This window comes from Paraflavisolibacter caeni, assembly GCF_025628885.1.
Taxonomy (GTDB): Bacteria; Bacteroidota; Bacteroidia; order Chitinophagales; family Chitinophagaceae; genus Flavisolibacter; species Flavisolibacter caeni.
In genome coordinates, this window is record NZ_JAOTIF010000016.1 from 107,444 (window position 1) to 122,669 (window position 15,226).

Here is a 15,226-nt window from a genome sequence, read left to right on the forward strand (position 1 = left end):
AAACGTAATAAGTTCAAAAACTGGAAATAATTATATTAATAAAGAATAATCAAAAAAGCTATTTAATGTGCCCTAACTACGGTTAGGGCACTAATAATAAAATTTTAATCATGGAAGAAAATAACAAAGGAAGAAAAAAAGGTTCGCCAAATAAAGTAAATAAGTCAACTAGTAATAATATATCTGAGTGGTTGATAGAAAAGGTTGAAACATCATTTAAACATTTTCATCTACTTCCCAGTGAAAAAAAGGTTTCTGAAACTAGGAAGCATACAGAACAAATATTAAGAAATTGTGATTCTAAGACTAAAGATGAAATAGCAGATACAATATTTAAACAAATTAAACCTCATGTAGAAAGATTAGGTATTTATTTCAATCATTTACCAACAGAGCAAAAGTTTACAGAATGCAGAAAATTCATTTCTTTACTTAAACCAGAGCACATAGAAGAAATAGGAATACTTCTATCAAGTAAAATCAAAAAACCGCACAAATAATATAGGAGAAGTTCAATTTTGATTTTTTTTTAGTATCGAAATTTGAAGATAGAAAATCAAGTTCTTACCCTTACTTATACTAAGTTATTCATACAATAATAATCAATGAATATAGTAGAAGCTAAAGGAAGATCGCAGTACAATATACATTTCACCCCCACCCTTAAAACCTAAAATTCAAGCCTCCCACTAGGCTACACTAGATACCCGTTTTTAAATTTTTGGGCTGTTTTAAAAAGCAATATTTTAGCATTTAATTTTATTTCAATTAAATTAAAAATGTGATATAGGTTAACAAGTGACTGAAATATAGATAATTGCGGCTGCAATACTTTTTGTTTCTGAAATTCTGGGGAGAATATTCAAACACGGCAAAAAGGTAATGCGAGACGCCCCGAAAGGGCGTGACTTTGTGTTACCATGTCGTGTAGGTCTCTCCCCAGAGCCTCAGAAACAGGTAGCTGCAAATGTTCACGCTCAATTTTTATACATGATACAAAACACAACTGCTAAATGGTACAACAAGAAAAGGTTTTTATTACCTGTACTAATTATTTTTCCTCCTTTGGGCATTTACGGAGCATGGAAATCAAAAAGAAAAGTACTTTCTAAAATTGTTCTCACTTTCGGAGGTATATTCTTAAGTTTTTTCTTACTTATTATAGTAGTAGCAATAGCAAATCCTTCTATAGGCAATGAAAAGGGCCAAAAAAAGGATCAAGGAACAACAACAGAAACACTATCACAGATAAGAGAACAAGATCAAATAAGCACTAAAAACAGCCTCACAACCACAGAAATTGAAACATTAAAAGCCTTTCAAAAAAAATGGGCAGATAGCATTGTAAAAAGCTGGGAAGGAACCTTTATTACAGATGTGAAACTTTCTTTACCAGATACTATTCAATTTTATCTGAGTAAAGCTGCTAGTAATAACGTTCAAGCTACTAGAAAGGAAAACTTAGGGGTATATGAGATTCTTTATGATAGCTCTAAAATTCAATTGGCAGAAAATCTAAGGAGTTATCCAGTAGTAATTGATTTTTTACCGGCTAAAGGCTACAAAATAGAAAACTGGGTAAAGTTCCAAACCATTACTTATAATGGAATAGAATTATATACAGGTTTAGCAAATGAAAAAGAGCATTATGGAACCATTATAGGAGGCTATATTGTTGATGGAGAAAGGTATGTACAGATTTTAACCAGTAACGGAGAAATTGAAACAATTGAAAGGAAGGAACTAAACCTTAAAGCCTTCTATTATAAAGCAAATGATCCTAAGATAGGTGTTGCTATAAGCTGGGTTAATAAATAAGTTTATTGTTCCTTTATTTCTGAATAATTATAAGCAATGGATTCCACTTCAAATACTTGAGTTGAAATACACTTTATTTTTTCATCAGAAAAGAGAGCAATATTGAATCCACTAGGATTCATGGAGCTACTATATTCCACTCCATCATATCCTAAATATTTTATTAACTCACATAGATACTGGGTAGGTAAGTATTCAAGTTCTGTGTCTTGCCTTCTTAGAGGTTTTTTAAGATCGCTATGAAGTGACCGAACAAATTGTTCATACAATAAAAACTTTTCTATATCAGGTAATTGAAAAGGACTAATCCTTTCACTATGTCTGAGAGAAACTATATTTACTACATCAGTAAGTTCAAATTTGGCTACTGTTACATAATCATAAATAGCAGCTCTTACCTCATAAAGAGTCGTTTTTATATCATTTGCTAAGTATAAATAAGAAATACCTGTAGGATTTGCTCGCCCTGGAGTAGCTTTATTTGCTGGAGGTTTCCCCATCAACGCAATTTCAAGTCCTTCTTTATTAGAATTTCTTGCCCGGAAGAACTGTTTTCCTTTTTTATATGAACGTTTGTAAGATGCAAGTATGTCCTTGAAGTTTTCAATACCAAATTGATTATGCAAAAAGAATCTGTTTGTGTTTTTTATTTCTTCTTTAAACTTGGCCCAAGTAATATTATACTCATCGGCTTTCTGTATGTTATCTGAACTGGAGAAAACTCTTGGAATGGTTGGCCCTTGAAAAAGATTTGGTGCATCAGTTGTTAATGTCCCTCCAATACAACTAACTAAGTTATTAACAACATCATTATTTAATAAAGGGTTGAAAAGATTCCATTCCTTTAATTGTTGATAAAGTAGTTTACCATCTTGGTTTTCTTCGCCATTAACTGGAATGTATGAAAGGATTAACTCTTGAAAAATGTCTAACAGTTCAGATGCTGGTATAACCCCAACATCATCTTTCGAACAGATTTCACAAGTTCCCTTTTGAGTAGAATTAGTCTCAATGAAAGCAATGACTTCTCTATCTATAAAGCAGTTTGCGCAGCAATTCATAAATTGGCCTACTTAGTAAGTAGATAATTAACAAGTTCAAGATGATTGAGCATGGATAGTTTCTTGATACTACCTAAACCGGGATAATGTGAAGAGTTATAGTATTCTTCAAACGTTTTTATAGCCTTTGTTTTAAATGGAAGTGTTGCTGTAAAAGACACCAGCTTTCCTAAAGCCTCTGCAAATTTGCCGGGAGTATCATGATAATCATCGTTAGAATCCGAAACAAAATGTTTGATTCTTAGTCCATCTCTTGACTCATAAGTTAAGTGTATCACTACTGCATAAGGAAGAAAGCCTCCATCAGTGTATTGCTCTCCAATGGTTAAATAATCTGAAAAGCCGAAATAGTTCTCTTCTTTATAAATTAGATATATGTCAGAGAATGGTTCATCCTCAAAGCCAATATAATCAGAATTCTTAGGTTTAGATTCAAAAACATCATCTAATAGAACTCTCGTTTCCGAAGGAAAAAGATACTTATATCTTCTAACCTTAATTTTTTCATGTAGGAAGTTGAACTTTACTTTATACGCTCCTGAAACGGCCCTGTAAAAATCTTCTGAGATAGTATCATTATGAATTATTATAAGTTCTTGATTTTCTAAACCGTATTCTTTAATCAGTCCAAGAATAAACTCTAATTGGCTCTCGTTGTATGAATGTATTCCAATTTGAAACCTTGGATTATCCCTTAAACACTTTGTATTATTAATTTGCCTTAATATATGTTCTGGGTTCTTTATCTCTCCAACAGATGGATTTATAATAATTGTAAAACATACATCCTCTTTGGCTAAGAAATTACAAGCAGTCTCAAGCGTTTTGAACTCACTTTTAACTGGTTCAATAACAGGTGCAATAATATCAGAGCCGCGAATTTCTTTGGAAAATTCCCTAAGGGCTAACAACTCATACTGTTTACCCCTTAAAACAGGTAAATACATATTTAAGATTTAAAGGGTACACTTAGGAAGCTAAATAAGTTATTGAAATCATTAGGACGTAAATTGAGGGTATGACAAATATATCTCAATTCATGAGGTATTTTATTATAATTGCTGGCTATAAATTCTTTTGGAACTCTTTTCTTTAATTCAAGCATAACAAGTTTTTGAAATTCTCTAACTGGTATTGACTTGCAAAGTTCGAGGCATACTTTGAAATATTGTGTATTCGGAACATCTGGAATATATCCCAATCTTTCTTTTATCAAGCAAGTATATTCGCTTTTCCTCAATAATTTAAATAAAACAGTATGCTCAAAAAATTCAGTTATTTCGATAGCAGGGGTGTGCTCAACCAGCTTATTTTTATCATTTAAATATATCAGACCAACACCTTTTCCTTTAATTAACTGGTAGTATTTATAGAAGATAGACTCATGAGTGACAACATACACCTTTGAAAATGCCTTTTTATAATCAAAAATTTGACTCAATAATTTATCTGAATTATCTAGTTCCGTCTTTATTTCATATATAACGGCCTCACCGTTAATAAATACAGTATCAGCAATTGATTTGTCAATTCTTAATTCATTTAAAACTATTGTGTCTTTTAGTTTTTTATTCTTAATCAGATTATTAAAAAGGGTATTCTTATATAAATACTCATTTCTGTAGTTATTATTGAGGCATTTATAAGCCTTTTTGATAACTTCTAAATTAGTAAGGTTGCAATCTATCTGTAATGTAGACATGTTTTTGACTACATATCTTTTGTAAGATTCTTTATTATTATTTTGAATAATATTTCGAAAAGTTGAAGCGGTAAAAATTTGGGAGAGATGATGAAATATATGTTTCCCGCTTTCCATCTAACAAAGATATTTTATATAGCGTAGTGATTAAAGAGTTAATTAAGGTCAATACAAGATAAAATTTTTATTCTTCCCCCTAAACTTCCCCCAAAAAGAGAAAATCCTTTGTAAACTATTCATTTACAAAGGATTTTTTTCTTATTTTGTGGTGTGGGCCGGAATCGAACCGGCGACACAAGGATTTTCAGTCCTTTGCTCTACCAACTGAGCTACCGCACCTCCTTGTCGATGTCAACATCACAGTGGATATGTTTTGTTGAATCGGGTTGCAAAAATAAGGGAATGTTTGAGATTACCAACAAATAATGTGAAACTTTTTTTCCTAATTATAGAATCTATTCTTTCTTGTATTAATTACCATAAACACTTAAAAACTTAATGCGCATGATCTTCAATTGCTCCCAGTTATAGTTACCATCAGCCAATTCTTCCTGGGCAATTTGCAGCGAAGAAGTTTCGCAACCCTTGAAGTAATCAATGATCTCCTCCTGTTCGTATTCATCCAGCATTTGGTCAATTGCATAATCCAGGTTCAACTTGGTACCACTTGCAGCAATGGTTTCCATTTCTTCCAGCAAAGCATCCAGCCGCAGGTCCTTGTTCTTAGCGATAATTTCAAGTGGAATCTTCTTATCAACCTGTTGGATGATATGCACCTTATTACCACTCTTATTCACAACGCTCTTCATTACAAAGTCATCTGGCTTCTCGATGCTATTTTCTTCTACGTAACGTGCAATCAGTTCAATAAACGGCTTTCCATAACGCAATGCTTTACCCTTGCTCACACCCTGGCATTTCTCCAGTTCTGCAGTAGTGGTAGGATACATGGTCGCCATGTCTTGAAGTGAAGATTCAAGGAAGATAACAAAAGGAGGCAGGCTCTTTCTTTTCGCTTCCTTCTGCCTCAGTTCTTTCAGCATTTCAAACAACTTATCATCAGCGGCAGCACCACTGGCAGCTTCTGCTCCCGCTTCGTCATCATCAGCGTTAGCATCTTCAAACAAGTTGTTCAGAACAATTTGGAAAGACTTCGGCTTTTGGAGAAACGCATGCCCTTTCTCTGTAATTTTTAAGACACCGTATTCTTCAATATCTTTTTTTAACAAGTTCTCTAATAGCATTTGACGGATCAACGAATTCCAGAAATGACTCGGCTGATCTTTACCAATACCAAACACTTCTATGCTGTCGTGGCGGAACATTTTGATCTGAGGCGTCAAATGGCCGGTTACAATTTGTAATGTATATTCAGTAGCAAAGCGCTCATCTAAAGCCACAATCGTGTTCAACATTTTAACCACCTCAGCTTTCGCTTCTACCTTTTCTTTCGGATTTCTACAGTTGTCGCAGTTGCCACAATTCTGATCGCCAAAGTCCTCACCAAAATAGCTAAGAAGTACCTTACGGCGGCAAACACCGCTTTCAGCATAAGCCACTGACTCGTTGATCAGCTGGGCACCCACTTCGCGCTCACTCAAAGGTTTGTCACGCATTAGGTGTTCCAGTTTGGAAACATCTGTATGTGAATAATATAAAATACACCTTCCTTCCAGTCCATCACGACCAGCACGGCCGGTTTCCTGGTAATAGTTTTCTATTGACTTAGGAATATTGTAGTGGATAACAAAACGGATGTCCGGTTTATCAATACCCATCCCAAAGGCTATGGTAGCCACAATTACCTGAACATCCTCGTTCAGGAACTGGTCCTGCCTTTCTGCGCGCAGTTTGGAATCTAGACCCGCGTGATAGGCAACAGCTTTCACGCCATTGGCCATCAGCATGCTGGCAAGTTCTTCAGTTGTTTTGCGGTTCAGTGTATAAATGATACCGCTCTTGCCTTTATTGGAAACAATGAATTTAACAATGCTCTTCAACGTGTCATCCTTCTTGATCTTTGGCAGGATCTCGTAATAAAGGTTAGACCTGTTGAAAGAAGAAAGGAATACCTTGGGATCTCTCAAACCCAGGTTTTTAATAATATCGCTTTGTACCTTAGGAGTTGCTGTAGCTGTAAGCGCAATTACCGGGACATTTGGATTGATCTGATCCATCATATCGCGCAAACGGCGGTATTCAGGACGAAAGTCATGGCCCCACTCAGAAATACAGTGAGCTTCATCTACAGCAAAAAACGAAATCTGCATATTACTGAAAAAGTCCAGGTTATCCTGCTTTGTAAGGGTCTCCGGTGCCACATAAAGCATTTTTGTTCGGCCGGCCTGCAGGTCGTCATGTACAACTTTTATTTCCTTCTTGGTTAGGGTAGAGTTTAAAAAGTGTGCTACATCATCTTTGCTGCTGTAGCTGCGCACCAGGTCCACCTGGTTCTTCATCAAGGCAATCAGCGGACTCACGATAATGGCCACGCCAGGGCTAACAATAGCCGGTAACTGGTAGCAAAGACTTTTACCACCTCCTGTAGGCATGATCACGAAAGTGTCCCTGCCTGATAAAACTGATTGAATGATTTGTTCTTGCTGACCTTTGAATTGGTCAAAGCCAAATTGCTCTTGTAAAGCACTTTGAAGATCTATAGTAACGGAGGATGTTTCCGGTGCAGTTATTTTTTTGGACGAAGGTTTTTTCCTGGAACTGGCCATTTTGATTATTGGTTTTCTGCTTTAGATAAAGCAATATTTAAAATTATTTCTTTGTCTTTAGTAAAATTTCGGTGAAACAGGCAAACCAATCGTTTTATAGCCACTTTTCATATTGGGCTACTGTGCCATTTTTAACGTTCCGTCAAAAATGCCTGCGAATTTACTTATAGAAGGTTAGGCTTCCATCATAAAAAGGTTAAAACCCAAATAAAGCACAGGAATTTTGAAAATGATATGATTGTATTAAATATTTACATCATTTAACAGGGTGCATCTTTTTCCTAAAGGATTTTAACAATTAGGAATACTTCCAAATTTGAAATCCACAAGTTTAAATTCCACTAATTTTGGCGCCTTGAAACAGGAAAAAATTATAGTACAAGAGCACTCGATAATAAGTGAGGCCATCAGGACCATTGAGATGGAAGCTGAAGCTATCCATCATTTATCCTCTATGATCAATGATGATTTTGTCAATGCAATTGATGCACTTTACAACTGCAAAGGTCGTATTGTCATAAGTGGGATAGGCAAGAGTGCAATCATCGCTCAAAAGATAGTAGCCACTTTAAATTCAACTGGCACCCCATCTATTTTCTTACACGCTGCCGATGCTATTCATGGCGATTTGGGTATGGTGCAGCAACAGGATCTGGTGATCATCATTAGTAAAAGTGGTGAAAGTCCGGAAATAAAAGTACTCGTACCCCTCATCAAAAACTTCAATAATCCTCTCATATCAATTGTAGGTAATACCACTTCTTTCCTGGCTAGGCATAGTGATTTTGTCATTAATACAACTGTCGAACAGGAAGCATGCCCTAACAACCTTGCTCCTACAACAAGTACAACAGCTCAATTGGTAATGGGTGATGTGATAGCTGTTTGCCTGATGAAGAAAAAAGGCTTCAATGTGGCTGATTTTGCCAAGCTACATCCGGGCGGCGCTTTGGGTAAAAAATTATACCTGCGGGTTAGCGATTTATACCCTGATAATGAAAAGCCGGAAGTTAGACCAGACCACTTATTGAAAGAAGTGATACTGGAAATGACCAAAAAACGCATGGGGGTAACTGCAGTTACATCTGAAGACGGCACTGTTCTAGGGATCATTACAGATGGCGATTTAAGAAGGATGCTGGAACGCAATGGCTTGGAAAATATCAGGGCAAAAGACATTATGACCAAAAATCCTAAAGCTGTCCTGCCTTCAGAAATGGCCGTGAATGCGCTGGATATCATGCGAAAATCTGAGATCACACACCTGGTAGTATCTGAAAATGGTAAATACTTGGGAATGATTCACCTGCATGATTTAGTAAAAGAAGGCCTTATATAATTATAAAATTGTGCATATTTGAAAATGGATGCCAATGGTCAGTTGTTAGTTTTCTGGCAATAGCAAAATGGCAACCATTCATCTTTAACCATATACCCAGTTTAATAACATACAATCATTTAATGTGAAGAATAAGCACACATACATTGTAATCATGGCCGGGGGGATCGGCAGCCGCTTTTGGCCTATCAGCCGTAAAAGCCATCCTAAACAATTCCTTGATATTTTAGGAACAGGTAAAACACTGATACAGGATACCATGGAGCGTTTTGCTTCTTTTGTACCCAAAGAAAATATCTATGTGATTACCGCAAAGGAATATGAGGAGATTACAAAGGAGCAGTTATCCGACCTTCCTGCAGAAAACATCATCGGTGAACCATATCGCAAAAATACAGCACCCTGTATTGCCTATATTTCCTTTCACCTGATGAAAAAGGATCCGGAGGCTTCTGTAATCGTTGCACCCGCCGACCACCTGATCCTGGATAAGGAAAACTTTTTAAGTATTTGCTCAAAGGCCCTCGACTTCGTAAACAACAATGATGCTCTGGTAACTTTAGGCATTCAACCCACTTATCCTAATACCGGTTACGGCTACATTCAGTTCAACGCTGCAGAAGTGGCGCCAGCAGTGCACAAAGTGAAGACATTCACAGAAAAACCAAACAAAGAACTGGCGCAAACATTCATAGCCAGCGGTGACTTTTTGTGGAATTCAGGTATTTTCTTCTGGCGTGTAGAAAGCATTTTGAAAGCTTTACACATCCATCTTCCAGAAATGTATGAGGTGTTTTCAGCTGAAAAAGATAAATTCAATACCGAGGAAGAAAAAGCAACACTGGAGGCGATCTATCCCTTATGCACCAGCATTTCCATTGACTTCGGCGTAATGGAAAAAGCACATAACGTGTATGTGATTCCTTCTTCTTTTGGCTGGAGTGACCTGGGTACCTGGAATAGCGCTTGGGAAAATATGGAAAAGGACTACCTGGATAATGCTGTCGCCGGAAACAAGGTAATGATCATTGATGCTACCCGCTGCGTTGTACATGCCCCCAAAGGCAAACTGGTTGTTTTGCAGGGCCTGGACGATTATATAGTAGTAGACACAAAAGACGTTCTGCTCATCTGCAAAAAAGATAAAGAACAGGAGATCAAGGAATATACTGCCGATGTAAAAAGAAACATGGGAGATAAATTCTTGTAATACTTCGTAAAGTATCAATACGATTCTTCCGGAAACGTCAAACGTGAAAAAATATATCTATTTCACGTTTGACGTTTTTCTTTTTACATGCTATCTGCTTTAATTCACCATTGAAGTTACTGCGTCTGAACTGTTAACTTTGAGCTTTGAAATCCTTTTACCCCTTATGAACTTCAACAATATACTCTTCCTTGATATAGAAACGGTTTCGCAATACGAAACGTATGAAAACCTCCCTGATGACTGGCGGGAACTCTGGGATATAAAGGCGCAACTAATTATGCGCAACAAAGAAATAGAAACAAGTGAAACCATCTACGACAAGGCAGGCATTTACGCAGAATTTGGCAAGATCATCTGTATTTCCTGCGGTTGCATACAAGGCACAGGTGAGGCTAAAAAGTTGATGATCAAATCGTTTAGTGGACATGATGAGAAAAAGCTGCTTACCGAATTTGCAGAGATGCTACAAAAATGGGCAGATAACAACAAACTTCTGTGTGCACACAATGGAAAAGAATTCGATTATCCCTATATCTGCCGCCGCATGGTGATCAATAATATTCCCATTCCAGATGCTATGCAAATTGCCGGCAAAAAGCCATGGGATATCAAGCACCTGGACACTATGGAACTTTGGAAATTTGGTGATTATAAAAGCTATACGTCATTGAAGTTACTAGCTAAGGTACTGGGCGTGCCCTCACCAAAAGACGATATCGACGGCAGCATGGTATATTCAGTTTACTGGGTGGAAAAAGACCTTGATCGCATTGTCACTTATTGTCAGAAAGATGTGATCACTCTGGCCCAGATCTACCTTCGCTTTTATAACCAACAGCTTATTAAACAGGAAAACATAGAGTACAAAAAACTAAGGAAGGCAGATATTTGAAAGTTTGGCTTCCAGGCATTAAATAAATCAGTATTACCTTCGGTGCGAAACATTAATCATTATGAGCAACAGAACCAACTATCCTTCCGGCTCCAAGTGGGAAGATATTATCGGCTACAGCCGTGCAGTTAAAATAGGTAACATCATTGAAGTTACCGGAACAGTAGCATCAGATGAAAATGGAAATACAGTAGGCAAGAATAACCCTTATGAGCAAACGAAATACATTTTTCAAAAAATTGAAAAAGTGTTGCAACAAGCTGGTGCTTCAATGAAAGATGTAATTCGTACCCGCATGTTTGTTACAGAGATCCGTAATTGGGAAGAATACGGTAAGGCCCATGGCGAATTCTTTGCAGAAATAAAACCTTGCACGACGATGGTTGAAGTAAGCTCCCTTATTGGAGAAGAATACCTTGTTGAAATTGAGGTATCAGCCGTCGTAAATGCCAACTACTAAACCTTATTCTCAATCCAGCAAGAGAAATACTCCAAACCCTTAAGGAGAGTTATGGTCTTCAAACATGATAAGAAGTAACTTCATGTTTGAAGACCATTTTCGTATAAACACATTCCATGTATAGCAAACTACCCAACGTAGGCACTACCATCTTCACTGTAATGAGTTCCCTCGCCATTGAGTATAAAGCAATCAACCTGGGTCAGGGTTTCCCTGACTTTGGCATGAGTGAGGAATTAATAGGCTTGGTCAATGAGGCGATGAAAAATGGTTTCAACCAGTATGCACATATGAATGGGTACCGCCCGCTCCTGGAAGCCATTGCAGAAAAAGCTGAAGACCTGTACGGAGCAAAAGTTAATCCTGATACGGAAATCACCATTACACCTGGTGGCACTTACGCCTTGTATACAGCTATGACTACTGTGCTGCATCCGGGAGATGAAGTGATCGTTTTCGAACCGGCTTATGACAGCTACATTCCCGGCATCGAGCTGAACGGAGCTAAACCTGTCATCATCCCATTAACTTTTCCTGATTATAAGATCAACTGGGAGGAAGTGCGCAATCACTTAAATGAGAAAACCAGGATGATCATTCTGAATTCTCCCCACAATCCTACAGGATCGGTTTTATCTGCTGATGATTTGCAGCAACTGAGATCACTTATTAGCAATACTAATATTCTTGTATTAAGTGATGAAGTATATGAACACATCATCTTCGATGGCCACCGGCATGAAAGCATCTTAAGATACCCTGATTTGCTGCAAAGAAGCTTTGTTTGTTTTTCATTTGGTAAAAATTACCACTGTACAGGTTGGAAACTGGGCTATTGCATCGCACCTGCCGAAATGATGAAAGAGTTTCGCAAAGTGCACCAGTTCAACTGCTTCAGTTGTGATACCCCTAAACAAGTGGCCCTGGCAACTTACCTCAGGAATAAAGACGCCTATCTTCAACTGGGCGCTTTCATGCAACAAAAGCGCGACTACCTGCAGCAATTGATGCGACAAACAAAGTTCGAGCCTTTACCAAGTTTTGGCAGTTTCTTTCAATGCTATTCATACCGCAACATCAGCACCGAATCTGAAAATGACTTTGTACAAAGGATGGTAAAAGAATATGGCGTAGTTGCCATTCCTGTTTCAGCCTTCTACCAAAAGCCCGTCAATAATCAAGTGGTAAGGTTTTGCTTTGTGAAAAAAGAAGAAACGCTGGAAGCCGCTGTTGAGCGGTTGATCAGCTTTCACTAAATAATTATCGCTGATGGCTTGCTCACTTGCGCTTTCTTTGCAAAAACTTTCTGATTGAATACGCAATTTCTTTCTCCGGCAGTGTACAGGAGCTTGTTTGGGCTGGCAGCTATTGTTTACATCATTGGCTTATTTGTAACAATGCCTGACAATGATTCAGCTCATCATGCTTCCATTGCGATGCATATGTATCTCACGGGCGATTATGTGAACCTAATTGACCACGGAAAAGATTACCTGGATAAGCCACACCTACATTTCTGGCTGGCAGCCTTAAGCTATCACATTTTTGGCATAACTACCTTTGCCTATAAGTTTCCTTCATTCTTATTTACAATCCTTGGCACCTATTCAACCTACAGGTTAGGTAAAACTTTATATAATGAAGAGGTAGGCAAACTGGCCGCCCTGATTATTACCACAGCCTTTGCCTATATGCTTGCCAACTGCGATGTACGCATGGATGCTATACTAACGGCAAGCATTGCATTTACTACCTGGCAATTGGTGGCTTGGATCAATAAAAAATGGATGATCCATGCCTTCGCTGTTGCCTTAGGCCTTGCCTTGGGATTTTGCACCAAAGGCCATATTGCTATAGTCACAGCAGGCATCAGCGCCTTCTTCTACATATTATACCGCAGGGACTGGAAGGCTTTATACCATTGGCATCTACTGGCCATTATTGGCTTCTTTCTTCTTTTTATTACTCCTGTAGTTTATTGCTATTACCTGCAATTTGACGTACACCCGGAAAAAGTGATCCGTGGCAGAAGCAATATTTCAGGAGTGGAGTTCATTTTATGGCAACAAAACTTTGAACGTTTCCAGGGTGAAAAATGGGGCGGTAGTGGTAAAAATGATTATTTCTTTTTCTTCCATTCTTTTCTATGGGCCTTTGCTCCCTGGAGCATCCTGGCATTAATTGCTTTTTTCTCACGTCTAAAAACTTTTGTATATAAAAAATATGAATGGCTTACGGTGGGTACCATAGCCGTCATAGCGGTACTGGTCAGTTTTTCTGGGTTTAAACTGCCCCACTACCTGAACATTGTTTTCCCGGTAGCCGCAGTGCTCACATCAAGTTATCTGTTCTATAAATCTCCAAAACCTACAGCTATTAAAAGATTCGCCATAGTGCAGGCAATTATTTGCACGATTTTGTTACTCGCAGCAGGCCTCCTCAATGTATGGGCTTTCCCAGCTCATCAATGGTGGGTGATCTTAGGTTTCATCCTCCTTGCCATTTTCAGCTTCTTCCTGTTGAAAATGGGGCGCAACAAACTCCAGAGATTGGTGACAGCATCAGCAGCCACCATGATCATTGTCTTCTTTTTATTGAACGCCAACTTTTATCCCCAATTGCTGAAATACCAGGGAGGGAATGAATTGGCAAAAGTGGTCAATGCAAAGATTGGGGGACATAATGTTTATGCCTATGGTGGCGGCGGCATAAGCTCTTCCTTTAACTTTTATACGCGAACAAATGACCAGTTCTTTCATGACAGTTTAGTAAACAGTGGTAGAAAGATCTGGGTGGTAACAGATATGAGCGGCCTTGAAGAACTGAAAAAAAGCCACAGCATAGGACTGGTATACCAGCATAAGGACTTTGAAGTAACCCGCTTGAAATTAAAATTCCTCAATCCGGCAACGAGACAAGAAACATTAAAGGAAATGGTAGTCGCAGAAATGAAGAGGTAAAATCATCCTACTTCGCAACTGGTAGGGATTCATCGCTTATTTTCATGTTATGAATCAACTTCTCGACATACTTATCATAGGCGGTGGTCCCATAGGCTTGGCTTGTGGTATTGAAGCTAAAAAGGCAGGCCTTTCTTACCTGATTGTGGAAAAAGGCTGCCTGGTCAATTCATTGTACAACTATCCTTTGAACATGACCTTCTTTTCCACATCAGAACGCCTGGAAATAGGAGGACTGCCATTTGTTTCATTAAATGCCAAACCCACACGCTCTGAAGCATTGGAATATTACCGCCGTGTGGCCACCACTTATTCACTAAATATTCATCTCTTTGAAGAAGTATTATCTGTTAACAGGATAGACAATGCTTTTTCCATTCACACGCCTAAAAAAGATTATAAGGCCAAAAACATTATTCTCGCAACAGGGTTTTATGACGTACCCAATTTGATGAATATTCCTGGTGAAACACTCCCCAAAGTACGGCACTACTACCACGATCCACACTTTTATGCATTTCAGGATGTATTGGTGGTAGGCGCCAACAACTCATCTGTTGATGCCGCACTGGAAACCTACCGCAAAGGTGCACAGGTTACAATGGTCATACGTGACGAATGGATCGGTAAAAGAGTAAAATACTGGGTGAAGCCGGATATTGAAAACCGCATCAAGGAAGGGAGTATTAAAGCTTATTTCAATTCCAATCTCACCGCTATTAGGGAGCATGAAGTGGATATTCAAACTCCGGAAGGGAAGATTACTATTGCTAATGACTTCGTACTGGCCATGACAGGTTATCAGCCCAACTTCAGTTTACTACAAAAGCTGGGGATAACAATGAGCAATGATTTAAAATGCATACCGACCTATGACCACGAAACCATGGAATCCAACCAGGAGGGCATTTATCTGGCCGGCGTTGTTTGTGGTGGTATGGAAACGCATAAATGGTTTATAGAGAACTCAAGAGTGCATGCCGGCATGATCATGAAAGCAATAACAGATTCCCTTAGTTAACCTCAGCAATAATAGCTACACTTTACTTTAATTC

13 protein-coding genes and 1 tRNA gene are annotated in these 15,226 nt (G+C 38.2%); 9 read left to right on the forward strand and 5 right to left on the reverse strand.

The genetic code is table 11. The annotated features are described in order from the left end of the window. Window positions 1–110 precede the first annotated feature (110 nt). A complete protein-coding gene (locus tag OCK74_RS17720) occupies window positions 111–500 on the forward strand; it encodes a hypothetical protein (protein WP_279298404.1) in 390 nt (129 codons plus the stop codon). A gap of 490 nt (window positions 501–990) precedes the next feature. Then, window positions 991–1,818 (forward strand): hypothetical protein, encoded by an 828-nt coding sequence (locus OCK74_RS17725; protein WP_279298405.1) that lies wholly within the window; start codon window positions 991–993, stop codon window positions 1,816–1,818. A gap of 2 nt (window positions 1,819–1,820) precedes the next feature. Here the strand turns inward: OCK74_RS17725 and OCK74_RS17730 are convergent, their stop codons facing one another. From OCK74_RS17730 to recQ, 5 genes are all read right to left on the reverse strand, one after another. Next, window positions 1,821–2,879 carry an RES family NAD+ phosphorylase gene (locus OCK74_RS17730; protein WP_279298406.1) on the reverse strand — a complete coding sequence of 353 codons (1,059 nt, stop codon included), beginning with the start codon at window positions 2,877–2,879 and terminating at the stop codon, window positions 1,821–1,823. 8 nt (window positions 2,880–2,887) lie between these two features. Next, complete coding sequence (locus OCK74_RS17735) at window positions 2,888–3,826, reverse strand: sce7725 family protein (protein ID WP_279298407.1); 939 nt, start codon at window positions 3,824–3,826, stop codon at window positions 2,888–2,890. A 2-nt stretch (window positions 3,827–3,828) separates the two neighbouring features. After that, window positions 3,829–4,698: a sce7726 family protein gene (locus tag OCK74_RS17740; protein ID WP_279298408.1), complete on the reverse strand. Its 870-nt coding sequence runs from the start codon at window positions 4,696–4,698 to the stop codon at window positions 3,829–3,831. Window positions 4,699–4,847: 149 nt separating this feature from the next. Then, window positions 4,848–4,920, reverse strand: a tRNA-Phe gene (locus OCK74_RS17745). A gap of 131 nt (window positions 4,921–5,051) precedes the next feature. Further along, a complete protein-coding gene (gene recQ / locus OCK74_RS17750) occupies window positions 5,052–7,307 on the reverse strand; it encodes a DNA helicase RecQ (RefSeq protein ID WP_279298409.1) in 2,256 nt (751 codons plus the stop codon). Between the two features lie 355 nt (window positions 7,308–7,662). Between recQ and OCK74_RS17755 the strand changes: the two genes are divergently transcribed. The 7 genes from OCK74_RS17755 (at window position 7,663) to OCK74_RS17785 (ending at window position 15,192) form a co-directional block, all read left to right on the forward strand. Continuing rightward, a complete protein-coding gene (locus OCK74_RS17755) occupies window positions 7,663–8,646 on the forward strand; it encodes a KpsF/GutQ family sugar-phosphate isomerase (protein ID WP_279298410.1) in 984 nt (327 codons plus the stop codon). 124 nt (window positions 8,647–8,770) lie between these two features. Beyond that, window positions 8,771–9,856, forward strand: coding sequence for a mannose-1-phosphate guanylyltransferase (locus OCK74_RS17760; protein ID WP_279298411.1), 1,086 nt, complete (start codon window positions 8,771–8,773; stop codon window positions 9,854–9,856). 166 nt (window positions 9,857–10,022) lie between these two features. Beyond that, window positions 10,023–10,751 (forward strand): 3'-5' exonuclease, encoded by a 729-nt coding sequence (locus OCK74_RS17765; protein ID WP_279298412.1) that lies wholly within the window; start codon window positions 10,023–10,025, stop codon window positions 10,749–10,751. Between the two features lie 61 nt (window positions 10,752–10,812). Next, a complete protein-coding gene (locus OCK74_RS17770) occupies window positions 10,813–11,211 on the forward strand; it encodes a RidA family protein (RefSeq protein WP_279298413.1) in 399 nt (132 codons plus the stop codon). A 116-nt stretch (window positions 11,212–11,327) separates the two neighbouring features. Then, on the forward strand, window positions 11,328–12,467 hold the full coding sequence (locus tag OCK74_RS17775; RefSeq protein WP_279298414.1) for a methionine aminotransferase: 1,140 nt from the start codon (window positions 11,328–11,330) through the stop codon (window positions 12,465–12,467). A gap of 54 nt (window positions 12,468–12,521) precedes the next feature. After that, window positions 12,522–14,171 (forward strand): ArnT family glycosyltransferase, encoded by a 1,650-nt coding sequence (locus tag OCK74_RS17780; RefSeq protein ID WP_279298415.1) that lies wholly within the window; start codon window positions 12,522–12,524, stop codon window positions 14,169–14,171. Window positions 14,172–14,220: 49 nt separating this feature from the next. Beyond that, window positions 14,221–15,192 (forward strand): YpdA family putative bacillithiol disulfide reductase, encoded by a 972-nt coding sequence (locus OCK74_RS17785; RefSeq protein ID WP_279298416.1) that lies wholly within the window; start codon window positions 14,221–14,223, stop codon window positions 15,190–15,192. The last annotated feature ends 34 nt before the right edge of the window (window positions 15,193–15,226 follow it).

Bases quoted from the DNA above. Each gene is read 5' to 3' on its own strand.
- OCK74_RS17720 (WP_279298404.1), top strand. From the start codon at position 111: ATGGAAGAAAATAACAAAGGAAGAAAAAAAGGTTCGCCAAATAAAGTA.
- OCK74_RS17725 (WP_279298405.1), top strand. From the start codon at position 991: ATGATACAAAACACAACTGCTAAATGGTACAACAAGAAAAGGTTTTTA.
- OCK74_RS17730 (WP_279298406.1), bottom strand. From the start codon at position 2,879: ATGAATTGCTGCGCAAACTGCTTTATAGATAGAGAAGTCATTGCTTTC.
- OCK74_RS17735 (WP_279298407.1), bottom strand. From the start codon at position 3,826: ATGTATTTACCTGTTTTAAGGGGTAAACAGTATGAGTTGTTAGCCCTT.
- OCK74_RS17740 (WP_279298408.1), bottom strand. From the start codon at position 4,698: ATGGAAAGCGGGAAACATATATTTCATCATCTCTCCCAAATTTTTACC.
- recQ (WP_279298409.1), bottom strand. From the start codon at position 7,307: ATGGCCAGTTCCAGGAAAAAACCTTCGTCCAAAAAAATAACTGCACCG.
- OCK74_RS17765 (WP_279298412.1), top strand. From the start codon at position 10,023: ATGAACTTCAACAATATACTCTTCCTTGATATAGAAACGGTTTCGCAA.
- OCK74_RS17770 (WP_279298413.1), top strand. From the start codon at position 10,813: ATGAGCAACAGAACCAACTATCCTTCCGGCTCCAAGTGGGAAGATATT.
- OCK74_RS17775 (WP_279298414.1), top strand. From the start codon at position 11,328: ATGTATAGCAAACTACCCAACGTAGGCACTACCATCTTCACTGTAATG.
- OCK74_RS17785 (WP_279298416.1), top strand. From the start codon at position 14,221: ATGAATCAACTTCTCGACATACTTATCATAGGCGGTGGTCCCATAGGC.